The 25,506-nt window shown below is 40.8% G+C and carries 22 protein-coding genes; 12 read left to right on the forward strand and 10 right to left on the reverse strand.

Annotated elements, in window-relative coordinates; translation table 11 throughout:
• Positions 1-40: 40 nt before the first annotated feature.
• Together AC3Z9T_RS02935 and AC3Z9T_RS02940 are read right to left on the reverse strand one after the other, a co-directional pair.
• Entirely contained in the window at positions 41-424 is a 384-nt protein-coding gene (locus tag AC3Z9T_RS02935) for a hypothetical protein (RefSeq protein WP_490124700.1), read from the reverse strand.
• Between the two features lie 113 nt (positions 425-537).
• Positions 538-1,176: an epoxyqueuosine reductase QueH gene (locus tag AC3Z9T_RS02940; protein ID WP_490124701.1), complete on the reverse strand. Its 639-nt coding sequence runs from the start codon at positions 1,174-1,176 to the stop codon at positions 538-540.
• 651 nt (positions 1,177-1,827) lie between these two features.
• On the opposite strand from AC3Z9T_RS02940, the gene ypfJ reads away from it, so the two are divergent.
• The 3 genes from ypfJ to AC3Z9T_RS02955 all read left to right on the forward strand — a co-directional run bounded on the left by ypfJ (position 1,828) and on the right by AC3Z9T_RS02955 (position 5,374).
• Entirely contained in the window at positions 1,828-2,718 is an 891-nt protein-coding gene (gene ypfJ / locus AC3Z9T_RS02945) for a KPN_02809 family neutral zinc metallopeptidase (protein WP_490124702.1), read from the forward strand.
• Positions 2,719-2,901: 183 nt separating this feature from the next.
• A complete protein-coding gene (locus AC3Z9T_RS02950) occupies positions 2,902-3,354 on the forward strand; it encodes a DUF441 domain-containing protein (RefSeq protein WP_490124703.1) in 453 nt (150 codons plus the stop codon).
• A gap of 7 nt (positions 3,355-3,361) precedes the next feature.
• A complete protein-coding gene (locus tag AC3Z9T_RS02955; protein ID WP_490124704.1) occupies positions 3,362-5,374 on the forward strand; it encodes a tRNA(Met) cytidine acetyltransferase TmcA in 2,013 nt (670 codons plus the stop codon).
• On the opposite strand, the gene AC3Z9T_RS02960 is transcribed toward AC3Z9T_RS02955, so the two are convergent.
• Complete coding sequence (locus tag AC3Z9T_RS02960; RefSeq protein ID WP_490124705.1) at positions 5,355-5,546, reverse strand: YpfN family protein; 192 nt, start codon at positions 5,544-5,546, stop codon at positions 5,355-5,357. The genes AC3Z9T_RS02955 and AC3Z9T_RS02960 overlap by 20 nt on opposite strands.
• Before the next feature lie 174 nt (positions 5,547-5,720).
• On the opposite strand from AC3Z9T_RS02960, the gene AC3Z9T_RS02965 reads away from it, so the two are divergent.
• Positions 5,721-6,092, forward strand: a complete 372-nt coding sequence (locus tag AC3Z9T_RS02965; RefSeq protein WP_490125132.1) for a DUF454 family protein — start codon at positions 5,721-5,723, stop codon at positions 6,090-6,092.
• Positions 6,093-6,123: 31 nt separating this feature from the next.
• On the opposite strand, the gene AC3Z9T_RS02970 is transcribed toward AC3Z9T_RS02965, so the two are convergent.
• From AC3Z9T_RS02970 to AC3Z9T_RS02985, 4 genes are all read right to left on the reverse strand, one after another.
• Entirely contained in the window at positions 6,124-6,792 is a 669-nt protein-coding gene (locus tag AC3Z9T_RS02970) for a M15 family metallopeptidase (RefSeq protein WP_490124706.1), read from the reverse strand.
• Complete coding sequence (gene dapE, locus AC3Z9T_RS02975) at positions 6,789-7,919, reverse strand: succinyl-diaminopimelate desuccinylase (RefSeq protein ID WP_490124707.1); 1,131 nt, start codon at positions 7,917-7,919, stop codon at positions 6,789-6,791. Before dapE ends, AC3Z9T_RS02970 begins: the two co-directional genes overlap by 4 nt.
• 14 nt (positions 7,920-7,933) lie before the next feature.
• On the reverse strand, positions 7,934-8,305 hold the full coding sequence (locus AC3Z9T_RS02980; RefSeq protein WP_490124708.1) for an ArsC family reductase: 372 nt from the start codon (positions 8,303-8,305) through the stop codon (positions 7,934-7,936).
• 301 nt (positions 8,306-8,606) lie between these two features.
• Entirely contained in the window at positions 8,607-9,227 is a 621-nt protein-coding gene (locus AC3Z9T_RS02985; protein WP_490124709.1) for a LuxR C-terminal-related transcriptional regulator, read from the reverse strand.
• Between the two features lie 498 nt (positions 9,228-9,725).
• Here AC3Z9T_RS02985 and maeB point away from each other — a divergent pair, with 498 nt between their 5' ends.
• From maeB to AC3Z9T_RS03010, 5 genes are all read left to right on the forward strand, one after another.
• A complete protein-coding gene (maeB, locus tag AC3Z9T_RS02990; protein ID WP_490125133.1) occupies positions 9,726-12,005 on the forward strand; it encodes an NADP-dependent oxaloacetate-decarboxylating malate dehydrogenase in 2,280 nt (759 codons plus the stop codon).
• Positions 12,006-12,119: 114 nt separating this feature from the next.
• Positions 12,120-13,007: a ChaN family lipoprotein gene (locus tag AC3Z9T_RS02995; RefSeq protein ID WP_490124710.1), complete on the forward strand. Its 888-nt coding sequence runs from the start codon at positions 12,120-12,122 to the stop codon at positions 13,005-13,007.
• Positions 13,008-13,117: 110 nt separating this feature from the next.
• Complete coding sequence (locus AC3Z9T_RS03000; protein ID WP_490124711.1) at positions 13,118-13,915, forward strand: energy transducer TonB; 798 nt, start codon at positions 13,118-13,120, stop codon at positions 13,913-13,915.
• A gap of 19 nt (positions 13,916-13,934) precedes the next feature.
• Complete coding sequence (locus tag AC3Z9T_RS03005; protein ID WP_490124712.1) at positions 13,935-16,097, forward strand: S9 family peptidase; 2,163 nt, start codon at positions 13,935-13,937, stop codon at positions 16,095-16,097.
• A 139-nt stretch (positions 16,098-16,236) separates the two neighbouring features.
• Positions 16,237-18,495, forward strand: a complete 2,259-nt coding sequence (locus AC3Z9T_RS03010; RefSeq protein ID WP_490124713.1) for a TonB-dependent receptor domain-containing protein — start codon at positions 16,237-16,239, stop codon at positions 18,493-18,495.
• 42 nt (positions 18,496-18,537) lie between these two features.
• On the opposite strand, the gene xseA is transcribed toward AC3Z9T_RS03010, so the two are convergent.
• Positions 18,538-19,929 carry an exodeoxyribonuclease VII large subunit gene (gene xseA, locus AC3Z9T_RS03015; protein WP_490124714.1) on the reverse strand — a complete coding sequence of 464 codons (1,392 nt, stop codon included), beginning with the start codon at positions 19,927-19,929 and terminating at the stop codon, positions 18,538-18,540.
• A 171-nt stretch (positions 19,930-20,100) separates the two neighbouring features.
• On the opposite strand from xseA, the gene guaB reads away from it, so the two are divergent.
• The 3 genes from guaB (at position 20,101) to AC3Z9T_RS03030 (ending at position 24,655) form a co-directional block, all read left to right on the forward strand.
• A complete protein-coding gene (gene guaB / locus AC3Z9T_RS03020; protein WP_490124715.1) occupies positions 20,101-21,567 on the forward strand; it encodes an IMP dehydrogenase in 1,467 nt (488 codons plus the stop codon).
• 86 nt (positions 21,568-21,653) lie between these two features.
• Positions 21,654-23,231: a glutamine-hydrolyzing GMP synthase gene (gene guaA / locus AC3Z9T_RS03025; RefSeq protein ID WP_490124716.1), complete on the forward strand. Its 1,578-nt coding sequence runs from the start codon at positions 21,654-21,656 to the stop codon at positions 23,229-23,231.
• 218 nt (positions 23,232-23,449) lie between these two features.
• Positions 23,450-24,655, forward strand: a complete 1,206-nt coding sequence (locus tag AC3Z9T_RS03030; RefSeq protein ID WP_490124717.1) for a tyrosine-type recombinase/integrase — start codon at positions 23,450-23,452, stop codon at positions 24,653-24,655.
• 5 nt (positions 24,656-24,660) lie between these two features.
• On the opposite strand, the gene AC3Z9T_RS03035 is transcribed toward AC3Z9T_RS03030, so the two are convergent.
• Positions 24,661-24,846, reverse strand: a complete 186-nt coding sequence (locus tag AC3Z9T_RS03035) for a hypothetical protein (RefSeq protein WP_490124718.1) — start codon at positions 24,844-24,846, stop codon at positions 24,661-24,663.
• On the reverse strand, positions 24,839-25,492 hold the full coding sequence (locus AC3Z9T_RS03040) for an MT-A70 family methyltransferase (RefSeq protein ID WP_490124719.1): 654 nt from the start codon (positions 25,490-25,492) through the stop codon (positions 24,839-24,841). Before AC3Z9T_RS03040 ends, AC3Z9T_RS03035 begins: the two co-directional genes overlap by 8 nt.
• Positions 25,493-25,506 lie beyond the last annotated feature (14 nt).

The following is a 25,506-nucleotide window of genomic DNA, read 5'->3' on the forward strand; positions in this document are numbered from 1 at the left end:
TGGCCGATCAACAGCCCTCATCAGGGCTGTTTTTTTGTGGTTAAATTCCACAATCTACTCGTTGCTCTAACATCTTACAGCCTGCAATTGCGGATGGATTAACGATTTTACCTTGCTCAGCTAACCAAGCATCTAACTGCGCCGAAGCTGATACGACTGCATGATCGGATTTGTGGTTTTCCTGTCCATACTCAACTAATTGATTATTTAAAAATACCAAATGTAGCGGGGCTTGAGAATTTTTACCATACACCAGCAAAGTAGCCGCTTGTTTGGCTGCTGAGTCAGTAGGAACTCCCATTTTCTCAATAACTTGCTTTTGGTCCATACCTGCTGATATAGCATTGAGATCGTATTTTGTTGTGCAGCCAATCATAAAAAATAATGCAGTCATCATAATGCAAGTTTGATAATTAATACGCATATTAAGTGGCTTAGTAATTAATTTGGAATGGGTGATAGCAACGTAAATGTGTTTAAGAAATAAAGCTATCAGAAAATAGATAGCTTTATAGAGATAATAAGTTATGGCTGTAGTTATGGAATATAATATTGAACACCAATTTTAATCAGATCACGGCCTTGAGATTTGCGGTGTTTGTTGGTATCTCTCAGTGAATAGATGCAACCACAATATTCTTGCTGGTAAAATCGTTCGCGTTTGCTGATTTCAATCATACGCGCAGAGCCGCCTTTTTTGCGCCAATTATAGTCCCAATACACGATACCTGGGTATGGCGCCGCAGCTCTAGCACCACAATCATTAATCTGTTGCATATTTTTCCAGCGCGAAATTCCCAGTGAGCTAGAAATAACCGAAAAGCCATTTTCAGCGGCATAAAGTGCAGTGCGTTCAAAACGCATATCAAAACACATGGTACAACGAATACCGCGTTCTGGCTCTTGCTCCATGCCTTTGGCGCGCTCAAACCAATTATCGGTATCATAATCGGCATCGACAAAAGGGATATTGTGTTTCTTGGCAAAGCGAATGTTTTCTTCTTTGCGGATCAAATATTCCCTTTTGGGATGAATATTTGGGTTGTAAAAGAAAATGGTGTAATTAATGCCAGATGCTTGTAATGCTTCCATCACTTCACCGGAGCAGGGAGCGCAGCAGGAATGCAGTAATAATTTATCTGCATTACCAGGTAGTGTGAGTTGTTCTCTTAGCATGGATAATAATACTCATTATTAATTATGACATTAAGTATAAGGGGTATTACATAAAAAGATAGTCCAGTTTATCTATGGAGGGCCTTTCGCCTTATCACTTCGCCCGCATTGGACGAAGGTTTACAGCGGATTTGCTAAAATCGTGCAAGTTGTCTCTTTTTGTGCGGCTAGCCAAGATTTAAAACGAGTTAACCGGTAGGCATCAATGAAACTATTTCATATTTGCTAATCAATTGTTTTGTTTTTTCTCACTCGGCAAAGGGTAAACTAACTTTAGTTAAACTTCTCACGCATTTGGCAATAAAAGTTACCTTTAAATTATTTAAACAATGAATTGATGTAGCGCAGGTATGACATTTTCTTCGGGATGTAGGCGCGGAGATAAATAACAAGCATTGGAGGAGCCAGAAAATTGGTGTGCATTCATGTGGATAACCCTAAAATATATATGATATGAATATGGTACAGCTTGCTTTTGTTGGGTGGTAAATCATTAGCCACAAAATAGTTAGTTTTGTTATGGCATGGAAGAAAATGTGGGGTCATCATTAAAGGCTATCATGTATACAAATAAAAATAATTAAATTCAGAATGCAGGTTTTGGGTTTAAACTGCGATTTAACTGTATATCTATTTATAAGAGAGGTGACTATGCGCTGGCAAAACCGTCGTCGAAGCGACAACATTGAAGATAGAAGATCCCAAAGTTCATCAACAGGTTTTGGAGGAAATGGCAGTAGGATGCGTATTCCTTTGCGTGGGAAAAGTGGCATAGTTATCTTAATTGTTATTATGGTGGCTGGCTATTATGGTGTAGACCTCACAGGTTTACTGACTGGAGAACCAATAGGGAATACCTCTTCGCAGCAAACTCAGCAAAAGGCTGTTAGTACGCAAGAAGCGCAGTTGGCTGATTTTACTTCAGTGATGCTTGCTTCAACAGAAGACGTGTGGCAATCAGAATTTAAACAACTCGGTAAACAGTACCAACAACCTAAATTGGTTATTTATCGCAACGGCACATCAACAGCTTGCGGTCAAGGTCAAGCCTTTATGGGACCGTTTTATTGCCCTGCAGATAGCAAAGTCTATATTGATCTTTCATTTTATAACGATATGAAAACGAAGCTCGGTGCTGGAGGTGAGTTTGCTCAAGGTTATGTTGTTGCGCATGAAATTGGACATCATGTCCAACACTTATTAGGTATAGAGCAGCAAGTGAGAAAATTACAGCAGGGTATGAGTGAAAAAGAAGCAAATAAATTGTCAGTGAAATTAGAACTTCAAGCCGACTGTTTTGCTGGGGTTTGGGGTCATAATATGAATAAAGAAGGTATTTTGGATGATGGTGATCTGCAATCTGCTCTTAATGCAGCGCAAGCCATTGGTGACGATAGGTTGCAGCAACAAAGCCAAGGCCGCGTGATCCCTGATAGCTTTACTCATGGTACTTCGCAACAACGCTATCATTGGTTTAAAACAGGTTTTGATACTGGCGACATGAATAGTTGCAATACATTTTCCGCTCAAAATCAATTTTAAAGGCGATCGCTTGATTATTTTTGGTGACAACGTCACGTTGTGTCATGTATTGAGTTAAAAATATTACTGTTGGAACATAATGAATTATTTAATAAAAGCGTTATTAATTTGCTTCTTGTAATGTGAGTGAATAACATTAATCGTCTTTTTATTAATTGTAGTTTGTATTACAGGAAACGTTGTATGAGTCAAGTTGACCCAACTTTGATTATTTTATTGGTTTTGGCTGGCCTTGGGATCATCAGTCATAACATGACGGTAACATTAGCTATGTTATTTCTGCTGGTCGTACGTATCACTCCACTGAATAACTTTTTTCCTTGGGTTGAGAAATACGGGCTGACAATAGGGATTTTAATACTGACAATCGGCGTTATGGCACCGATCGCCAGTGGTAAAATCTCAGCACAAGATGTATTAGGGTCATTCTTAAATTGGAAATCGATTCTTGCTATCGTGATCGGTGTATTAGTTTCTTGGCTAGGGAGCCGGGGCGTGGCGTTAATGTCACATCAGCCTTCGACAGTTGCTGGCTTATTGGTTGGCACGGTCATCGGTGTAGCTCTGTTTCGTGGAGTGCCGGTGGGGCCATTGATTGCCGCAGGGATCTTATCATTATTAATTGGTAAATCTTAACGTTTGTATGGTTTATTCACTTCCTGAAATTTGTGCGCAGCTGAGGGCTATTGGATACCGACGTTTATTAGTCTTATCTGGGGAAGCCCAGTGGATTGAAAGTAAACTAAATGATATTCGGTCATCGATATCAGGTGATTGGTTGACAATTTCGCCCTCCATCGCTCAAGCACTCACTGCGAACCAAGCGCATACCTTGTTGGGTAGAGAATTCTTGCATGCTATTTTCGATGCAAGAGAAGGAATGCATTGTGAAGCGCTAGCAATATTAACAGGAACGTTAAAAGCAGGAAGTTTATTGGTCCTTTGTACCCCAGAGCAAAATCGATGGGCAGATACAGCAGATAACGATAGTTTACGTTGGAATGAGCAAGACGGTATTATCGCAACACCCAATTTTGTGCATCACTTACAGCGAACAATTGATTTACAGGAAAATGTTTTAATTTGGCAACAAAATGATCAACCCTGTTTTGATTTATTGGAAGAGCGTTTGCCTTGGCAACCACCATCAGGTCAAGCGACACCTGCACAACAACAGGCACTAGAACAATTGCTATCTGCAACTTCAGGTGTTTGGGGGGCTATCGCATCACGTGGGCGAGGAAAATCAGCCCTTGCGGGTATGTTGATCCACCGTTGGCAAGGGGAGTGTTGGTGCTGTGCACCTTCAAGAGCGGCAACACAGACACTCGAACAGTATGCAGAACACTCCTTGCTGTTTTGGTCCCCCGATGAGTTATTACGTTATTGTAATAGCGGTGGTGGGATAAGTGCAGATTGGTTAGTTATTGATGAGGCAGCTGCAATACCTAGTTATATTTTGCGCCAGTTGGTTGAGTATTTTCCGCGCGTTTTGCTTACCACAACAGTTGATGGTTATGAAGGAACTGGGCGGGGCTTTATCAATAAATTCTGTGTGCAATTGAATAAATTTGCGGTACTTGAATTAGACGAGCCTATTCGCTGGGCGATGAATGATCCACTTGAATCATGGATAAATCAAGCTCTATTGCTTGAAGAGCCTAAAAGGCTTGAACATCATCATAGGCAATGGCAAATTGAATCTGTGACTCAACAACAACTTATTAGCCAACCCGTGCAATTACAGCACTTTTATGGGTTATTGACCAGTGCACATTATCGAACGTCGCCTCTTGATTTACGTCGCTTACTCGATGCAAGTCGCCAGCAATTTAAAGTTGCTAGGGCTGATACAGATCTCATCGGTGCTCTGTGGATGGTTGAAGAAGGTGGTCTAGACAGTGAGCTGAGTTGGCAAATATGGGCCGGTGTTCGTCGTCCAAGAGGCAATTTAGTCGTACAGTCACTTGCTGCTCATAGTTATTTTCCGCAAGCGGCAGAAATGCATTCACAACGAGTTATGCGGATTGCTGTTGAAGCCAGTTATCGCCGACAAAAAGTGGGTCTAGAATTACTTGAGCAACAAAAATTAACTGCTATAAATCAAGGCGTCGATTTTTTATCAGTGAGTTTTGGGCTCACTCCTGAACTCCTGTGTTTTTGGCAGCGAGCAGGTTATCAATTAGTTCGTATTGGCAGCCATTTAGAAGCGAGTAGCGGTTGTTACACTGCGATGGCTATTTTGCCAGTCTCTTCATCTGCCAAAGAGTTATGTAATAAGGCAACAAATTATTTATCCAGAGATATTTTTTGGCGTAATGAACTTGATGTTTTTAATTTAACAATCAGTCAGCAGCAACATTTAATGGAAGCAGATTGGCTTGAATTAGTCGGTTTTGCTTACTATCACCGATCGTTAGCGGCAAGCAGTGCAGCGATACAACGTTTACTGATTGACCATAAAACACAGTTAAAGTTGCTATCGCTTTATTTCCATGAAAATTTTTCTGTGGATGAAATTTGTAGACAATGTGATTTTACGGGGCAAAAAGCATGGCTAAAGCAAGCGAGGGCCGAAGTGAGAGATGTGATCCAACATCAACGCCCTGAGCTTGCTATGACAGTCGCTAAGATGGTTATTTCTTCTGGTTGTTAGGCCAATCGTCGTCTTCATCCCAAAGGTGGTTATTGTCTTTATGTGGAGGGATTTCAGGTTTATTATCAAGAAACTTTTTATGATCAACCTTCATCATGTCTTTGATCGAGTTCCAGATGATACCGATTAAAATCAGTATGATCACCCACCAGTAGTCTGCTAACCATTGCATATGTTATTTTCCATGGGTATTAATGTAAAGTGGCTGAATGGTGATTAAAAAGTTACAATTTTCAGACACAATTGATATCAACTTATGATTTAAATATAGAGTATAGACTTATTGCCAATCGAATATTCCATAATTTAAACATATTTTAAAGCGAGAGGGAGAGCCATTTTGAATATAAAAAAAGGATTTTTAATTCTAATGGGGTGGCTTGCTGTAATATTAGCCTTTTTGGGGGTGATATTGCCTGTATTACCAACAACGCCATTTTTATTGTTAGCAGCTTGGTGCTTTTCTCGTTCATCTCCACGCTTTCATCATTGGTTATTGTATCGTTCATGGTTCGGTAGTTATATCCGCCATTGGCAAACCTACAAAGGCTTACCTAAAGGTGCGAAGCCTAAAGCGATGATTGTCATATTGGTGACATTCACTATTTCGATTTGGGTCGTGGGCTTTTGGTGGTTGAAATTAGGGTTATTCATTTTATTGTGCTGGTTATTGGTTTTTATGTATCGTCTGCCAGTGGTCGACAAGCCAACCATGTAAAGTGAAAGCGCCGTGACTGGCGCTTTGCATGTTACTCAGGGACCTTAATATAACGGTTAAAAACATAGTCTAAATTAGCTAATAACCATGTTTTACCTAAGATCTCTTCTTGTTGTAGAACAGACCTGACAACATCAGGGGTCAGTAGTTGCTCTGCTTCATGGGATAATGGCCAATAACTGATATGCCATGGTTCATAAGCAACCCCCGCATCTTTAGTAGTAAAAGGGCGATAAAAATCATAAGTTGCCATATTATCGGTTAACCACTGATTTAACTCAGCAAAATAACCACCTTCCTCGTATTCCCAAGGCTCTAATTGCAATGACTGATCGGCTGGAAGGCGCAATGGGTCATAAACATCGATCTCAGTTCCCCAATGATGGCGGCTGGCTCCGGGTAGCGCAGACCAATGCAGGATCGCTTCGCACAGTTCACCTTCGGTTAATAACGAGATGTCTAGAGGCTGACTGTGTTTATCAAGCACGAGGCGATTACCAGCAAATTTTTCATTCCAGATGAGCTGCTGCCGTGAAAAATCACGAAAAGCGCTGGCGGATTGTAGCTTGAAACCCGCTCTATTGGCTGAGTGCTGCATCGCTAAGAAAGCTTTTGTCGCATTAAATTGTAGCCGATGATTGCCACCTAGAGTAACAAGATGATCGGTTGAGCGGCCTGTCAACATCTCAATTGAAATCATGGTAAAAGCAGCTCCATAATTCGTTCATAAATTAGTGCCAATTGTTGTAAATCGTCGACGCTAACACATTCGTTGACTTTATGAATAGTGGCATTGAGTGGGCCTAGTTCAATAACTTGAGCGCCCATTTGTGCAATGAAACGGCCATCAGAGGTTCCACCGCTGGTGGAGAGCTCAGTATTACGGCCTGTTAGCTCATTAATTGCTTGAACAGTAGCATCAACCAGTTTTCCTGCACTAGTTAAAAAAGGTTGCCCTGAAAGTGACCACTCGAGCTCATATTTTAACTGATGGCGCGCTAACATGTTTTCAACTTGCTCACGGATCAGGGTATCAGTGAGTTGTGTGCTGAAGCGAAAGTTAAACTGAATAAAAAATTCACCGGGTATCACATTATTAGCGCCGGTTCCTGCTTGGACATTCGCAATTTGCATACTGGTGGCAGGAAAGAATTGATTGCCTTGATCCCATTGCGTTGAAACTAGCTCTTGAAGAAATGCGGTAGCACGATGTACTGGGTTGTCTGCAAGTTGAGGGTAGGCAACATGCCCTTGGGTGCCTAAAATAGTTAAATTAGCCGTAATCGAACCACGACGACCATTTTTAACTATATCGCCTAGTTGAGATTGACTGGATGGCTCGCCGACCAAGCAATAATCCAATCGTTCATTACGTTGCATAAGAGCGTTAACCACTTTAACGGTACCATTGGTTGCTTTTGCTTCTTCATCAGATGTGATTAAAAAAGCGAGGCGACCACTGTGGTTAGGGTGTTTAGCAACAAAGCGTTCAGCGGCAACCACCATTGCAGCGATAGAGCCTTTCATATCTGCGGCGCCACGGCCGTATAAATGCTGATCAATTATTGTTGGTGTGAAAGGTGGTGTTTTCCATTTAGCAGGATCACCCGCAGGAACGACATCAGTATGACCAGCAAATGCTAACGTTTCTCCTGAGTTACCGCGATGAGCCCAGAAATTGAGTGTGTCGTCATAAGGCATTTCTTCAACGGTAAAGCCAATTTTCTTTAGGCGTTCAATGAGCAGTGCCTGACAACCTTGGTCATCTGGACTAATTGAAGGGCGAGAAATCAGGTCTTGGGCGAGTTGTATAACAGGGCAATCCATTATCAGGCTCCGACTTATTGAGTAAATTGTTGATATTCATCAGCGGAAAAACCGATAAGATAGCGTTTATCAGCAGAAACAAGAACAGGGCGCTTGATCATTGCGGGCTCAGCAAGTAATACTTTTTTGGCGCTAGCATCATCAATGACCGATTTTTTTTGTTCATCGCTCAGCTTACGCCATGTGGTTCCTCTTTTATTTACGAGGGATTCCCAACCAAGGTGTGCCATAAACGTTGATAATAAAGCATCATCTATACCATCTACACGATAGTCATGAAACTGATAACTAATGTTATTGTCTTCCAAGTAGCGACGTGCCTTTTTAATGGTGTCACAATTTTTAATGCCATACATAATGTAAGGTGTAGAAGTGGTGTTTGACATGAAATTTTCCTTTGCTGACTAACGGTTAGTCATACATAATGCGTGAAAACTCAATCATGATCTACCCTTTCTATCCATTGACTAATTATTTATTGACTAAATTAATCTAATGATTAAATTCAGTTAATTTAAGGCATAATGCTATTACAAAGTAGTTTTGTTTACGATATTCGCTTTGTTAAGAGGATGAATATGTTTTTATTGGTAATTTAACTTATAGCTGAATATGAATAAAACATAATCATTAACTCACTATGATGGTTAATTTGTTAGCTTGCTTATTTTTATTTTATAAATAGTATTATTTGGAACGCATATAAATTAAACTCGCTTCTAGTCGTGAGCGTACATTTAATTTTTTTAACATGTTACGAATATGAACTTTGACGGTTTCTTCTGAAATAAAGAGTAATTTAGATATTTCTTTATTTTTTAAGCCTGTCGCCATTTCATGCAATATTTCACACTCACGCCTTGTGAGAGAAGATAATGGGTCATGAGTTTGATGGCGATTGATTAAGCACTGATAGACCTTTTCGCTAAATACGTGATGCCCCTCAGCAGCCTTACGCATGCTGTTCATTAGCATGTCAATCTCACTATTTTTAAGTAAATACCCTTGTGCACCTGCATCAATGGAATTATAGATATCTGTTTTTGTTGATGAAAATGTTAATACAAGTAAATAAGACTTAATACATCGTTTGCGTAGCAATCTAATGGTCTCAAAGGTTTTTGTACCATAAAGACAGGTATCAATAAGGATCATATCAGGCTGTAACTTATCAGCGATATTAAGTGCATCAGATGTATTACAGCTTTCAGCTGCGATCACAAAATGCTCATCTGAACCCATAAGATGCCGTAATCCATAGCGAAAAATAGGGTGTTCATCAATGATCATGACTGTTTTAGGGGACATAATGGCTTTTCCTTTATATTTGTCATACTTTAAGTTGCAGCACTTGTTGTTAATATAAGGCGATTACACTCACTTGTTACTCACCACAGTATAATTTATGCAGCTAGAGATTTTTACGGAATACCTAGCTGCACTCCAAATTACTTAGAGTATGTAAATAGGTAAATTATTTTTCTTTTATATTTTATTAATAACTGTTTCGGTATTAATAACTAGCATTAAAATAAAAGTAATAGATAACAGAATAGCGTTAGATCTTGAAAATAATAACTTGCTTTGAATTAAATTAAAATTGTCAAAAGTAATTATATCTATATTTATAATTATAAATTTCACTCATCAGAGTTGTTTGCATTTGCTCGTTTATGCCAAATTGTATCCCTTGATGATGTAACTTAAAGAATTTTCTGGAAATTGTCGGCAAGATCATGATTTGCTTGCCTGATATGTTTATACTGTTATTGCTTACACCCTACCTAATTTTGAAAGGACTTGATGATGGATGATAAATTAAAACAAAGTGCTCTTGATTTTCATGAGTTTCCTCATCCAGGAAAAATAACTGTAACACCAACAAAACCACTAACCACTCAACGCGATTTGGCGCTTGCATACTCACCAGGGGTAGCTGTGCCATGTTTAGAAATTGCATCTGAGCCATTAAAAGCTTATCGCTATACAGCAAAAGGGAATCTTGTTGGTGTGATCTCAAACGGGACTGCTGTTTTGGGGTTAGGTAATATTGGGGCCTTGGCGGGTAAACCCGTCATGGAAGGAAAAGGGGTACTGTTTAAGAAGTTTTCTGGCGTTGATGTGTTTGACATCGAAGTCGATGAAACTGACCCAGATAAACTTGTTGATATCATCGCTTCTTTAGAGCCAACTTTTGGTGGTATTAACTTAGAAGATATCAAAGCGCCTGAGTGTTTCTATATTGAGCAAAAACTGCGCGAGAGAATGAACATACCTGTATTCCATGACGATCAGCATGGAACGGCAATTATTTGTACGGCAGCGGTAATTAACGGTTTACGTATTGTTAAAAAAGATATTGGGCATGTTCGCCTAGTGGTTTCTGGCGCAGGTGCTGCGTCTATTGCCTGTATGAACTTACTCGTGGCATTAGGCTTGAAGCATGAAAACATTACGGTATGTGACTCTAAAGGGGTCATCTATAAAGGCCGTGATGACAAAATGGATGCAACTAAAGCGGCATATGCGATTGAAGATAATGGTGCGAGAACATTAGGTGATGCGATCCCAAATGCGGATATTTTCCTCGGCTGTTCAGGCCCTGGTGTACTAACGCAAGACATGGTTAAAACGATGGCAAAAGATCCATTGATCTTGGCTCTCGCTAACCCTGAACCTGAAATTTTACCGCCATTGGCGAAAGAAGTTCGTCCAGATGCGATCATCTGTACTGGGCGTTCTGACTATCCAAACCAAGTCAACAACGTGCTATGTTTCCCATTCATCTTCCGTGGTGCATTGGATGTGGGTGCCACTACCATTAACGAAGAGATGAAATTAGCGTGTGTTTACGCGATTGCTGATTTGGCTCTGGCAGAACAAAGCGAAGAAGTTGCTTCTGCTTATGGCAACCAAGATCTGTTCTTTGGCCCTGAATATATCATTCCTAAGCCATTTGACCCTCGTTTGATCGTAAAAATTGCCCCTGCAGTTGCGAAAGCTGCGATGGACTCTGGCGTTGCTACGCGCCCAATCAAAGATTTTGATGCTTATATTGAAAAACTAAACCAGTTTGTTTACAAAACAAACTTGTTTATGAAACCTATTTTCTCTCAAGCCAAAACACAGAAAAAACGTATTGTATTGGCTGAAGGTGAAGAAGAGCGCGTATTACATGCAACTCAAGAATTGGTTTCATTAGGGCTCGCATTCCCAATTTTAGTGGGACGCCCAAGCGTTATTGAAATGCGTATTCAAAAACTTGGTTTACATATTGAGCTAGGTAAAGACTTCGAAGTGGTCAACAATGAAAATGACCCGCGTTTCAAAGAATATTGGCAAGAATACTATCAAATCATGAAGCGTCGTGGTGTTTCGCAAGAAATGGCACGTCGCGCAGTTATCGGCAATCCAACGCTGATTGGTGGTATCATGGTATTGCGTGGTGAGGCCGATGGTATGATTTGCGGTACTATTGGTAGCTACAGTGAACATTATGATGTGGTTAAAAATCTGTTTGGTTTCCGTGAAGGGGTAAATACCGCCGGTGCCATGAATGCGTTGTTATTGCCTACAGGGAATACCTTCGTAGCAGATACCTATGTTAATGAGGATCCAACTCCAGAAGAGCTAGCTGATATTACTTTAATGGCTGCTGATACAGTACGCCGCTTTGGTATTGAGCCTAAAGTGGCCTTATTGTCTCGTTCAAGCTTTGGTTCGTCAGATTGCGCTTCAGCACAAAAAATGCGTGATGCATTAGCACTTATCAAAGAGCGAGCTCCACATCTTGAAATTGATGGTGAAATGCATGCTGACGCAGCGTTAGTTGAATCAATTCGTAAAGATGTGATGCCAGATAGCCCATTGAAAGGGGCTGCGAACCTACTGATTATGCCAAACATGGAAGCAGCGCGTATTAGCTATAACTTGCTGCGCGTCACCAGCTCTGATGGTGTGACTGTAGGGCCTGTGTTGATGGGCGTTGCAAAACCAGTGCATATTTTGACAGCGATTGCGTCAGTTCGTCGTATTGTTAACATGGTAGCGTTAGCGGTAGTTGAAGCTCAAACTCATCCACTGTAATTTTATTTAATCATCTGTAGCCTCAGAAATTTACTTTTTCTGGGGCTTTTTTAATTGAAAATAATTCTCATTATCTGTATTTTGGATCACCTTGAACCAACATTGGAAATGATAATGATATCAGTCACCTTGAGGCTAAAATCCTCACTTTTCGCAGGGGCTTTGTTGCTTATTGCCGGTTGCGCACAGCAGGTCGAACAAAAACCGTTAGTACTTGATAATCAACTAACAGGACAAGGGCAAATTGTTGATTTACAGTCAGGACAGTCCATCACTCCTGAACAGCTTATTGAGCATTTATCACAGTCACCGCGGGTGATTGTGGGTGAAAAGCACGATAATCTCTATCATCATCAAATTGAGCAATGGCTCGCACAAGAAATGCCTAAAACGCGCCCGCAAGGCTCTATTCTACTTGAAATGATTAAACCCGATCAGCAAGCGAGCGTTAATGAAGTCAAAGTACAAATGCAAGGTAACCCTTACATTCGTGATGAAAAATTGCAATCAGCATTGAAATGGCAAAAAGGTTGGCCGTGGGCGCAGTACGGGGAACTCACCAAGTTTTTGCTGAAAGCGCCTTATCCATTACTTTCTGCGAATTTAAATACCGAAGAAATCAATCAAGCGTATGAAAACCCACCAGTATTGAATGGTGTTTACTCAACTCAGCCTGTCGTGCAAGAGTTGATCAGTAAAACGATTGAAATATCTCATGATGGAAAGTTAACACCTGAGCAAGTTGCAAAAATGACCGTGATCCAGCAACTGCGTGACCGCCGGATGGCAAAATCATTGTTACAAGCACCAACGCCAGCGATGCTATTTTCTGGAGGGTATCACGCAACACGTGCTATCGGTGTGCCTTTACATATTCAAGATCTTGCGCCAGAGGCTGAATTTAAAGTGCTAATCATTTCTGAAAAGGGAAATGAGATCGATAACCTTCACGCAGATTACGTTTGGTATACGCCAAGTGCTGCTAATGTGAGTAATAATTAATTATTAGTAATGCAATTGTGATAACTAAACCAATTTTGAGTAAAATAGTTTTCATTTATAAGTGTAATTGATTATCATTTGTATTTTGGCACAGCAAAAATAAGATAAAAATGAGTACAATGACACTTGGGTACTACCAAAGCACAAAAATGGGTGGTGCCGTTATTATCGCAATTGCATTACATCTTGTAGTTGTTTGGCTGTTTTTACGCAGCGATACACAACAACAATGGGATGATTTTACTCCACCGCCATCTGTCGTGATGGAACTTTCGATGGAGTCAGAGGCTAAACAAGTCACAGAAGTGAATATTGGGCAAATCCAAGAAGTTTCTGTTGCAAGTAAAGCACAGCAAGCCACACCTGAAGAATCGGAACTTCCTCCCATTCCTATTAATGAGCAAGCTGAATTACTGGTTACTAAAACAGAAAAGAAAAAAGCCCAACCCGTTCCTAAAAAAGAGAAAAGGGAACAGCCTAAGAAACCGGTTGAAGTTGTTGAAAGTGATAATTCACGTTCAAGTGCCGCCCCTGCAACTAGTGATGCCGCCGCACTGAAAATGACAGATCGAGTTGCAGCAGACTTTAACAGTGATTCACAAGCAATCCTCGATGCAGAAAAACAATGGCAGGCGATGGTACTTGGGAAGCTCAACAAATTTAAACGTTACCCTGATGATGCGCGCCGACGCAATCGTACTGGTATTCCTGTCATTATGTTTGATGTAGATGCTCAGGGATATGTCATCAAAAGTTCACTTGTCAAAGAGTCAGGAACTCGCTCTCTTGATAGGGAGGCAGAAAAGGTGCTTTCAAGAGCACAGCCTTTGCCTATACCACCCGCACAAATGATAAGGAATGGCAAAGTCACGGTACGCATGCCAATTGATTTTACACTTGAAAACTAATGCTAATCAGGGTAACAGAATGATTTTTCGATTAAACTTATTGCCAGCGACCTCGCAGATCGCTAAATTTTGTCTGATAACATTTATTGGACTACATGCAGGTAGCAGCCTTGCGGAGGAACAGATGTCAGCACCAAAGGCCAAAAAACAACCCTATACAATGACAACACATGGGGACACCCGCGTTGATAACTATTATTGGTTAAGAGATGACCAAAGAAAATCGCCAGAAATTATTGATTATCTTGAAAAAGAAAATGCATATAGCAAACAGCAATTATCATTGGGTGAGTCATTAAAAAAGCAGATTTATGATGAATTGCTGTCACGAATGAAACAAGACGATGAATCTGTACCTTATAACTATAATGGTTACACCTATCGTAGTCGTTTTGAAGCAGGCAAAAATTATCCTATTTATGAGCGCCGACCTGTAAATAGCGAAGGTGAGTGGCAATTGCTGGTGGATGGTAATCAACGTTCTGAAGGTGTGGAGTACTATCGTTTAGGTGCATTGACCGTTTCACCCGATAATAAAGTAGTTGCGATTGCAGAAGATAAAGAAGGCCGTAATAACTATGGCGTTTCTTTCCGTTCATTAGATAATCAAGAATGGAAAAATAATGAGTTAACCAATACATCCGGTAATATTGTTTGGGCAAATGATAGTAATACATTGTTTTATGTGAATAAGGATCTACAAACACTATTGCCATACCAAGTCTTCAGTCATCAAGTTGGTACTCAGCAGCCACAAGATATCAAAATGTATGAAGAAAACGATGATACCTATTATGTGAGTATTTCAAAATCAACGTCAAAAGATTACATTCTGATTGGTATTACAAGCACTGAAACCTCAGAGTATCGCCTGCTTGATGCAAATAAGCCGAATGAAGCAGCTAAAGTGTTTCAAGCACGTAAAACTGGTGTGGAATATTATCCAGATCATTTTCGCGGGCAATTTTACGTACGTTCAAATCATCAAAACCCATTGTTTGGGCTGTATGTCAGTAATGGCATCGGCGACAAATGGGAAACGTTAATTGCTCCACGTGATGAGGTTGATTTAGAAGGTTTCGAGTTATTCAATCAATGGTTGGTACTCGAAGAGCGACAAAATGGTTTGGTGAATATCCGTCAAATTAACTGGGAAAACAAAGCAGAAAACTATGTGAGCTTTGATGACCCGGCTTATATGGCATGGGTCGATAATAACCCTGATCCTGACACCAATAAGTTACGCTATGGTTATTCATCCATGACAACACCGTCTTCTGTGTATGAAATCGATATGCAGACGCAAGAAAAACAGTTATTGAAACAGCAAGAAGTCAAAAATTTTGATAAGGCACAATATCAAAGCGAACGTTTGTGGGTTGCCGCTCAAGATGGAACTAAAGTGCCTGTTTCTTTGGTTTATCGTAAAGATCTCTTTAAGCAAGGCAAAAATCCATTGTTAGTTTATGGGTATGGCGCTTATGGGTACAGTATTGATCCATCATTTAGTTCTTCACGTTTATCACTGTTGGACCGAGGCTTTGTTTATGCGATTGCACATATTCGTGGTGGTGGTGAATTAGGCAAGAAATGGTATTTACAGGGCAAAACCGTCAATAAAATGAATTCATTTACTGATTTTGTTGATGTGACGAAGGCTTTAATTAATCAAGGCTACGGTCAATCAGGACATGTCTATGCCATGGGGGGGAGTGCTGGTGGTCTGTTAATGGGAACGGTGGTCAACATTGCACCTGAATTATATGAAGGTGTTGTTGCATCAGTACCCTTTGTTGACGTTGTGACAACGATGCTTGATCCATCAATACCACTCACAACGGGTGAATATGATGAATGGGGTAATCCTGAAAATTCAGAGGATTATTGGCGTATTAAGGCCTATAGCCCTTATGACAATATTAAAAATCAGCAGTATCCACATATGTTAGTTACGACAGGTTTACATGATTCTCAAGTGCAGTATTGGGAGCCGGCTAAATGGGTCGCAAAATTGCGTGATAATAAACAAGGCAATTCATTATTGTTGTTAGAAACAAATATGAACGCAGGCCATGGGGGTAAATCTGGTCGTTATAACGCATTGGATGATATCGCTCTTGATTATAGTTTTATTTTAATGTTGGAAGATAAAAAACAGTATTTCCCACAATTAAACAATTAAAATAATAATAAATGCAGAAACGTTGGGTCATGGTTTATTGACTATGACCCAATCATCATGCATGCACTTATAATAATTAGATTCTATTTTGAAGCATGTGAATGCATATTTTTATTGTTGCGTTTACAGGAATAGTTAGATGGATCACACATTAAAATTATTAGGAGCCAGTCTTTTAATGACAGGGCTTCATGGTATTGCTTTGGCTGAAACTTCACAGCAAAAAAATAATGATGACAACACAGTACAGTTTAGCAAATTAAAGGTCTCTGGCGCGCAGAAGCAAACACCGTTGGTGAAGGCATTAGAAAAACCCGGTGCGTTTAGTGCCGTGGGAACAGAAAATAAGCTTCAAGGCTTGGATAAAATTATTCGAACCATGCCAGGAACTTATACCCAAATGGATGCCAGCCAAGGCACCGTAAATGTTAATATTCGCGGTTTAAGTGGATTTGGTCGCGTTAACATGATGGTGGATGGCATTACGCAAACTTACTATGGCATATCTCCAAGTAATTATACTCACGGCCAGCAACCTAATAATGATTTTGGCGCATTAATTGACCCTAACTTTATTGTTGAAGTCGAAGTTGAAAAAGGGCAATTAAACGGGGGAAATAGTGTTAACGCCCTTGCAGGGAGTGCTAATTTTCGAACGATTGGTATTGAAGATGTTATTTTTGAAGGTAACTCATATGGTTTAAGAAGTAAGGCTCGCTGGGGGGATAATGGACTTGGTTATAATGGTATGGTGGCTGTTGCGGGCAAAACATTAATCAATGAAGATAAAGGCTATTTCGGTGGTTTAATTGCGGTGAGTGGACATAACATTCCAGCAAATTATAAAAATGGCGCTGGCTATGATAGCGATGACTTTGCGACTGATAATACATTTAAACAAAAACCACAGTCACAGCTGACTAAATTAAAATATAAGCCTAATGACAGCCATGAATTAGAATTTAGTGGCCGTTTTTATCAAAACAAATTAACTCGCCGTAAGATAGACAGCGAAGATTATTATATTAAATATAAATACACACCATTAAATGAACTTATTGATACAGAATTGATTGTTAATCATGGAAAGAGTAATCAAAAATTTGAAGGTGACTCATTGGGTTGGGCATTACGGCAGGGTGAATCTAAAAATATTTCTGATGGCATTAACCTAAGTAATACCAGCCGTTTTTCATATGGTGAAATGGATTACGAGTGGAAAGTTGGTTCCAAGTTAATGAAAAATAAATATCAACGAGAGGTTTCCAGCGCTGTTGATGTCGATACGCTAATCTATAATCCCTTTTCTCCAAGTGGAACATTAGACTTGGCCAGTATGTATACGCAGTTTAATGCGAAATATGATATTTATACGGCTACTTTTGATTTGAACTATACACACTATCAACTGAAAGGTTTTAAACCTGCTTGCGATTATGATGTGAAGTGTTTCCCTCAAGGTGAGGCATCGATCAATTTACGTGAAGGTGGTTTTAACCCAGGCATTTTGCTGTCTGCTGAAATTATTCCTGAATTTCAACCCTTTGTTAGCTATGCTCATTCTATGCGCGCCCCGAATTCACAGGAAGTGTTTTACTCGCAAAATGGCGGTAATTCAATGAATCCATTTTTAAAGGGCGAAAAAGCGCAGACATGGCAAATAGGCTTTAACAGTGTTAAACCTGACCTTATCGTTGAAGGCGATCAATTTAATCTGAAAGCACTTTGGTTCCACACCAAAGTAAAAGATTATATTACTAGCAAGCCTTATTTGTTGTGCCGCCCGAGAACTGAAGCTGAGTTTGAATGGTGCTTAATGAATGATGATGTTTGGGATAAGGAATTTCCAGACTTTATGCAGAAAAGCTATATCTACATGAACGACCCAAGAGATGTGAATTTACGCGGTTATGAACTCCAAGCAAATTATGATGCAGGTGTGTTTTATTCAACATTGTCTTATACCAAAGAAACGGGGGATCAGCCTAATTCAATAGCCAGTGTCGCTGATTTTAGTGCGGGTGATTTTAGTGAACTGCCTGATTATTACTTGACATTAGACAGTGGAGTTCGGTTATTAGATGAAAAGCTGAAATTAGGCACAATGATTACAGTAACGGGGCCAGCAAAGCGTATTGGGGTTGAATCATTGGTTGATAATAATGGTGATGCATTGAAGGATAAATATGAAAAACAACCGACAATTATCGATCTATATGCTGATTATGAAATTAATAAAAATGTGACTTTGATGTTCAATGTTAATAATTTGACCAATAAAGTGTACTCTGATGCGTTAAATCGCTCCAATTCAACGGCAGTTATGGAAGAGCGCGGTAAAAATAATGCCACCGCTAGAGGCCGCTCTTACATGTTGGGTGGGGTAGTCCGTTTCTAAAAATAGAAAAGAGGATATCGATTTTATTCGATATCCTCAGTCTTAAGATTTGTTGGCAGATCGAGGAGCGCGTTTGGCTTTCAATTTAGTTACTTCAGTCACTTCACTTTCAACCCAACCATCATTGAGACGGGTTTTCAGCTTTTGCCCTAATTTAATTTGTGAGGTTTTTTTCAGTACCGTGCCATCAGTAGTTTCACTGATACTAAACCCTCGCGCTAAAGTGGCTAGTGGGCTAACCGCTTCCATTTTTGAACAGGCTACAGCAAAACGTTGTTTATAACCATTGAGTAGCTCAGAAGCCATATTTTGCAAATGATACTGTGTTTGCTGTAATGCACGTTGTTGTTTTTGCAGCTGCGGACGTAAATCCTGCTGTGATAAGCGGCGTTGTAGTTGTTCATGGCGCATTTGGACATTTTGTATGCGCCTAGTGATTGCTTGATTAAGTTTTTGGCTCAGAAGACTGAGTTGATGCTGCTGCCTTGCTAAACGTAATTGAGGGTGCTGCTGTTGTAAACGATGTTGCAAACGACTAAAGCGTTGTTGTTGACCTGCAAGATAGTAATCCATCGCCATCTCAAGGTGTTGCTGCGATGATTGTAGTTGGCGGATCAATTCAAGTTGATTTCGACTGACTAATTCTGCGGCGGCTGAAGGGGTTGGTGCACGCACATCAGCAACAAAATCAGCAATAGTAACATCAGTTTCATGACCAACTGCACTTACAATAGGTATTCGACTAGCAAAGATAGCTCTCGCAACGATTTCCTCATTGAATGCCCACAAATCCTCTAATGAGCCTCCACCGCGGCCAACAATCAGCACATCACATTCATCACATTCATCACGTAAATTTGCTAATGCAATGGCTCTAGCAATTTGAGCAGGCGCTTGATCCCCTTGTACTGCAGTAGGATAAATAACCACCGGTAGTGAGGGGTCTCGACGGCGTAGAATGTGTAGAATATCATGTAATGCCGCACCAGTAGCTGAAGTGATTACCCCGATACGTTTCGCTGGTGAAGGTAACGGTTGTTTATGCATCGCATCAAATAAACCTTCCGCACTGAGAACTTGTTTCAACAATTCAAAACGTTGCTGTAATAGCCCTTCGCCAGCAGGTTGCATACTTTCAATGATGATTTGATAGTCACCACGTGGTTCATACAGGGTGACGGTTGCACGAACTAATACTTGTTGACCATTTTGTGGGCGAAAGGTAACACGGGTGTTTTGCCCGCGAAACATAGCTGCACGAACCTGAGCTTTATCATCTTTTAAGGTGAGATACCAATGACCAGAGCTAGGTTGTGAAAAGTTTGAGATTTCGGCTGTTAACCAAACCCGACCCATTTGGCGATCTAGAAGTTCACGAACCGCTTGATTGAGTTTGCTGACAGAATAAATTCCACTATTTTCTTGTGTTGACATGTGAGCTAGATCAAATTCTAAAACAATGACTTAATTGACTGATACTAACCTAGTCAGAGCAGTTAGCAAGTTTTTTTTCAAAAAAAGGCTGGAGGCAATCGGTTTCGGTGTGTATAATGCCGCGGCAATATTTTATACCTTTCCATAACGCTGCCTGGTGAGATATTGCCTATGTTACGCATTAAAAAAGAAGCACTAACTTTCGACGACGTATTGCTCGTTCCTGCACACTCAACCGTATTACCAAACACGGCCGATCTGTCTACCCAACTGACCGCAACTATCCGCCTGAACATTCCTATGCTCTCTGCTGCGATGGACACTGTGACCGAATCTGATCTTGCTATCGCACTAGCTCAAGAGGGTGGTCTTGGTTTTATTCACAAAAACATGTCTATTGAGCGCCAAGCTGAAGAAGTTCGCCGTGTGAAGAAACACGAAAGTGGTGTTGTTGCTGATCCTGTGACAGTAACGCCAGACACTACTATTCGTGAAGTTCAAGAAATGTCAGAACGTAACGGTTTTGCTGGTTACCCAGTGGTTGCTGCTGATAACTCTTTAGTGGGTATTATTACTGGCCGTGACGTTCGCTTTGTTACCGATTTAGATCAACCGGTTACTGCAGTCATGACGCCTAAAGAACGCTTAGTGACGGTGAAAGAAGGCGAAGCACGTGAAGTCGTTCTGCAAAAAATGCATGAAAAACGTGTTGAAAAGGCATTAGTTATTGATGATAACTTCCACCTTTTAGGCATGATCACCGTTAAAGATTTCCAAAAAGCAGAGCGTAAACCTAACGCATGTAAAGACGAGCAAGGCCGTCTGCGTGTAGGTGCTGCTGTTGGTGCGGGTGCAGGTAACGAAGAGCGTGTTGATGCACTTGTTGCCGCAGGCGTTGACGTTTTGTTGATTGACTCATCACACGGCCATTCAGAAGGTGTGTTACAACGCATTCGTGAGACACGCAAAAAATATCCTGACTTACAAATTATTGGTGGTAACGTTGCAACTGCTGAAGGTGCTAAAGCACTGGCAGATGCTGGGGTTAGCGCTGTTAAAGTGGGTATCGGACCTGGTTCTATTTGTACAACGCGTATCGTAACCGGTGTAGGTGTGCCACAAATTACGGCTATTGCTGACGCTGTTGAAGCCTTAGAAGGCACTGGCATCCCTGTTATCGCCGATGGCGGTATCCGTTTCTCTGGTGATATTTCGAAAGCTATCGCTGCGGGTGCGGCATGTGTCATGGTCGGTTCGATGTTTGCAGGTACTGAAGAGTCTCCGGGCGAAACCATCCTGTTCCAAGGCCGTACTTACAAAGCATACCGTGGTATGGGTTCATTAGGTGCAATGTCTAAAGGCTCCTCTGATCGTTACTTCCAAACAGATAATGCTGCAGATAAACTCGTTCCTGAAGGAATCGAAGGCCGTGTAGCTTATAAAGGCCGCCTAAAAGATATTATTCACCAACAAATGGGTGGCCTACGCTCCTGTATGGGCCTGACCGGTTGTGCTACTATTGATGCTTTGCGTACTAAAGCTGAATTTGTTCGCATCAGTGGTGCGGGTATCCAAGAAAGCCACGTACATGACGTAACCATTACTAAAGAGTCCCCGAACTACCGTCTGGGGCAATAACAGCACCTATTTCAGGGTGGCTCTGTATTTAATTGCAGAGCTACTGATTTTCTATTTTTGACTTGAATTTTTGGAATTCTCCTCAAATGACAACAAATATCCATAAACATCGCATTCTTATTCTTGATTTTGGCTCACAGTACTCACAGCTCATTGCGCGCCGCATCCGTGAAATTGGCGTTTATTGTGAACTCTGGGCGTGGGACGTCTCAGAAGAGCAAATTCGTGAATTCAATCCAAACGGCATTATTCTTTCAGGTGGACCAGAAAGTACCACTGAAAATAATAGTCCACGTGCACCTGAATATGTATTCAATGCAGGCGTACCTGTTTTAGGCATTTGTTACGGCATGCAAACCATGTCTATGCAACTCGGCGGTGCGGTTGAAGTTTCTGGCGAGCGCGAGTTTGGTTATGCAAAAGTTGAAGTTACTGAGCCGTGTGATCTGTTCCGAGATATCCAAGACTCTCTAAGTGAAAATGGTACACCAGTACTCGATGTTTGGATGAGCCATGGTGATAAAGTGACTGCAATCCCAGCGGACTTTAAAACGATTGCAAGCACGCCAAGCTGCCCGTTTGCTATCATGGCAAACGAAGAGAAAAAATTCTATGGTGTACAATTCCATCCAGAAGTGACTCATACCTATCAAGGTTTGAATATTTTAAAACGCTTTGTACAAGAAATCTGCCATTGTGATGCACTGTGGACACCAGCTGCGATTATCGAAGACACCGTCGCACGTTTGAAAGAGCAAATTGGTGATGATCACGTATTACTGGCACTGTCTGGTGGTGTCGATTCATCCGTTACAGCGCTATTATTAAACCGTGCGATTGGTAAGCGTTTAACCTGCGTATTCGTTGATAACGGTTTATTACGTTTAAATGAAGCAGACCAAGTGATGGAAATGTTTAAAGGTAAGTTTGACTTGAACATTATCCATGCTAAAGCTGAAGATCGTTTCTTAAATGCATTAGCAGGGATCAGCGATCCAGAAGCTAAGCGTAAAAAAATTGGCCATGTATTTATCGAAGTGTTTGATGAAGAGTCATCTAAACTCCCTAATATTAAATGGTTAGCACAAGGGACCATCTACCCAGACGTTATTGAATCAGCTGCCTCTGCAACAGGTAAAGCACACGTTATCAAATCTCACCATAACGTAGGCGGTTTACCAGACGACATGAAACTGGGTCTTGTTGAACCATTGAAAGAGCTGTTCAAAGACGAAGTACGTAAAATTGGTCTTGAACTTGGCCTGCCATACGACATGTTGTATCGCCACCCATTCCCAGGCCCAGGTCTTGGTGTTCGTGTACTGGGTGAAGTGAAGAAAGAATACTGTGATCTGCTACGTCGTGCTGATGCAATTTTCATTGAAGAACTGCATAAAGCCGATCTTTACCATAAAGTTAGCCAAGCATTTACGGTATTCCTACCTGTTCGTTCAGTTGGTGTGATGGGTGATGGCCGTAAATATGATTGGGTTGTTTCCCTGCGTGCAGTAGAAACTATCGACTTTATGACCGCTCATTGGGCACACTTACCGTATGACTTCCTTGGACGTGTTTCAAACCGCATTATCAATGAGGTTAATGGCATTTCGAGGGTGGTGTATGATATCAGCGGCAAGCCACCAGCAACAATTGAGTGGGAATAATATAGCTATCATCGATAGCGATTATTAGAAATCATTAATACTAAAAGCATCAGTAACTTACTGGTGCTTTTTTGTTTTTAACGATAGATAACGATTGACAACAGCAGGTAATTTTGACGGTATATATGACGGTACTAAGAATAAAAATGACTGAAGTGGCCACATAATACCGTCGCCAAAATTATAAAATTGACGGTATCACGCAAAGGAAAAATGACATGCTAACCGATAAAAAATTAAAGAGCTTAAAGCCAGAAGATAAGCTATATAAGGTGGCCGATCGTGATGGTTTATATGTTGCTGTCACAAAAACTGGTGCCATATCATTTAGATATGATTATCGCTTTAACGGACGTAGAGAAACTATAACTTTTGGACGTTACAGCGATGACGGTATCACACTTGCTGAAGCAAGAGAAATGCTAATCGATGCTAAAAAGACGCTAAACGCAGGTATATCACCGGCTTCACAGAAGCGTGACGGTATTAGTAAGAGAAGGCAAGGAACGGTATTGAAAGATTATACCGTTAAGTACTTAGAAGAAACGCGTTTCGCTAATACAACAAGGGCAATGAAAGAGGCGATAGCAAGAAACGAAATCTATCCAACGTTAGGTAAATTACAGCTAGAAGAAATAACAACACAAAAAGTTAGAGCGCTGTGTGAAAAGATTAAAGATCGTGGCGCAAGGGCAACAGCTTTACAGGTACGTGAAATTATCGGCTCTGTGTTCAGCTATGTTATTGATCGCGGTTATGAGATAACAAATCCTGTCGATAGTATTAAAGCATCATCAATAGCAACATTCGAAGCTCGTGAGCGTGCAATGTCTCCAAAAGAGATAGGTATATTCTTTAACGAACTAGAAAATTATAGCTGTTACCCAACGTTAAAACTTGCTGTGATGTTTGTGTTACTAACAATGGTCAGGAAGAGTGAATTCACAAACGCGACTTGGGATGAAATTGATTTTGAAGAGCGCCAGTGGGTGATCCCTAAAGAGCGAATGAAGCGGCGTAGGTCACATGTTATTTATCTTTCTGATCAGGCTATGGATATCGTTACAGGCTTTAAAGTTTGCGCAATGGGAAGTGATTATATTATACCGGGTAGATACGATATAAAAAAACCGCTTTCAAATGCAGCATTGAACAATGTTATAGATGGAACAATAAAACGTATTAACAAGAAAGGTATTGAGTTTGAGCCTGTCACGGTACATGACCTAAGAAGAACAGCCAGTACGCTATTGCACGAGGCTGGTTTCAATTCTGACTGGATAGAGAAGAGTTTAGCCCACGAACAAGGCGGTGTTCGTGCTGTATATAACAAAGCTGAATATGCAGAACAACGCCGCGATATGCTACAGCAGTGGGCTAATATGGTGGATGGTTGGATAGAGAAAGAGAAGGGTAGAATTTAAGAGGTTTATTTTTCTGAGCCTAAAACTTTTGCGGCCAGTAATGTCGAAAGCATGGAAGCGCCAACAACTAGCCAAAATACGGAATAAAAAAGCCGCTCTATAATTACAGGGCGGCTATCATTTTCAGTACCGATTGCAGAGAAAATATATCCTGCAACCCATGCATACGCTATCAAAATTAATTCAATCAATGAACTCCTCCTTGGTTATAAATTGTGGTCCGGTAAGTTCAATACTGTTGTTAGGGCATTCATTGCCCCAAGCATCCCAACCCTGTGACATGTCACGCGCAAATAACTCTATGCGTTTTACATCGCCGTATAGTTGTTCAAGCCTATTTTTAACCTCCCAAGGCTTTTGACTGTGCTCACCTAAGCAACTAAACACAACCTGTTTAACGCTTGCGCTCATGCGCTCTAAGCCGTTGCCGCGAGTCGCTATTAATACATCCTCGCTATTGGCTCTGCTATAGTTACCACCGTTCATTTTTGTTTCAGCATTGAGCAGATCCAGCATGTCATGAAAATCAAACAGGGTGCTATTCTGTAGGGCTTTATCAAAACGTTCATGAGCCAGTGAGTTGAATTTAACCCACGTAAACGCCTTGAATGTACGTACCGTAAACCCCCACACCTTGGCTAGCTCAAATGCTTCTTGCACAAAATTTCCTGTGTACCACATGCACAGTACGGAGTTTTCAGAAGCTATGGTTTCTACTGGTAGTCTAGAGAGGGAATATAAATCTGTGGTGTTGTAATGATTGGTTGCTGCGCCATTTGATGCTTTATTGTTATATTGCCAAGGTGGATCGGCTAAAATTAGGTTATATTTTTTCATTCTTTGTGTCCTTC

Source organism: Providencia sp. 6390, from assembly GCF_058148425.1.

Excerpts from the sequence above, each read along its gene's own strand:
- AC3Z9T_RS02935 (WP_490124700.1), bottom strand. The coding sequence starts at position 424 with ATGCGTATTAATTATCAAACTTGCATTATGATGACTGCATTATTTTTT.
- AC3Z9T_RS02940 (WP_490124701.1), bottom strand. The coding sequence starts at position 1,176 with ATGCTAAGAGAACAACTCACACTACCTGGTAATGCAGATAAATTATTA.
- ypfJ (WP_490124702.1), top strand. The coding sequence starts at position 1,828 with ATGCGCTGGCAAAACCGTCGTCGAAGCGACAACATTGAAGATAGAAGA.
- AC3Z9T_RS02950 (WP_490124703.1), top strand. The coding sequence starts at position 2,902 with ATGAGTCAAGTTGACCCAACTTTGATTATTTTATTGGTTTTGGCTGGC.
- AC3Z9T_RS02955 (WP_490124704.1), top strand. The coding sequence starts at position 3,362 with ATGGTTTATTCACTTCCTGAAATTTGTGCGCAGCTGAGGGCTATTGGA.
- AC3Z9T_RS02960 (WP_490124705.1), bottom strand. The coding sequence starts at position 5,546 with ATGCAATGGTTAGCAGACTACTGGTGGGTGATCATACTGATTTTAATC.
- AC3Z9T_RS02970 (WP_490124706.1), bottom strand. The coding sequence starts at position 6,792 with ATGATTTCAATTGAGATGTTGACAGGCCGCTCAACCGATCATCTTGTT.
- dapE (WP_490124707.1), bottom strand. The coding sequence starts at position 7,919 with ATGGATTGCCCTGTTATACAACTCGCCCAAGACCTGATTTCTCGCCCT.
- AC3Z9T_RS02980 (WP_490124708.1), bottom strand. The coding sequence starts at position 8,305 with ATGTCAAACACCACTTCTACACCTTACATTATGTATGGCATTAAAAAT.
- AC3Z9T_RS02985 (WP_490124709.1), bottom strand. The coding sequence starts at position 9,227 with ATGTCCCCTAAAACAGTCATGATCATTGATGAACACCCTATTTTTCGC.
- maeB (WP_490125133.1), top strand. The coding sequence starts at position 9,726 with ATGGATGATAAATTAAAACAAAGTGCTCTTGATTTTCATGAGTTTCCT.
- AC3Z9T_RS02995 (WP_490124710.1), top strand. The coding sequence starts at position 12,120 with ATGATATCAGTCACCTTGAGGCTAAAATCCTCACTTTTCGCAGGGGCT.
- AC3Z9T_RS03000 (WP_490124711.1), top strand. The coding sequence starts at position 13,118 with ATGAGTACAATGACACTTGGGTACTACCAAAGCACAAAAATGGGTGGT.
- AC3Z9T_RS03005 (WP_490124712.1), top strand. The coding sequence starts at position 13,935 with ATGATTTTTCGATTAAACTTATTGCCAGCGACCTCGCAGATCGCTAAA.
- AC3Z9T_RS03010 (WP_490124713.1), top strand. The coding sequence starts at position 16,237 with ATGGATCACACATTAAAATTATTAGGAGCCAGTCTTTTAATGACAGGG.
- xseA (WP_490124714.1), bottom strand. The coding sequence starts at position 19,929 with ATGTCAACACAAGAAAATAGTGGAATTTATTCTGTCAGCAAACTCAAT.
- guaB (WP_490124715.1), top strand. The coding sequence starts at position 20,101 with ATGTTACGCATTAAAAAAGAAGCACTAACTTTCGACGACGTATTGCTC.
- guaA (WP_490124716.1), top strand. The coding sequence starts at position 21,654 with ATGACAACAAATATCCATAAACATCGCATTCTTATTCTTGATTTTGGC.
- AC3Z9T_RS03030 (WP_490124717.1), top strand. The coding sequence starts at position 23,450 with ATGCTAACCGATAAAAAATTAAAGAGCTTAAAGCCAGAAGATAAGCTA.
- AC3Z9T_RS03040 (WP_490124719.1), bottom strand. The coding sequence starts at position 25,492 with ATGAAAAAATATAACCTAATTTTAGCCGATCCACCTTGGCAATATAAC.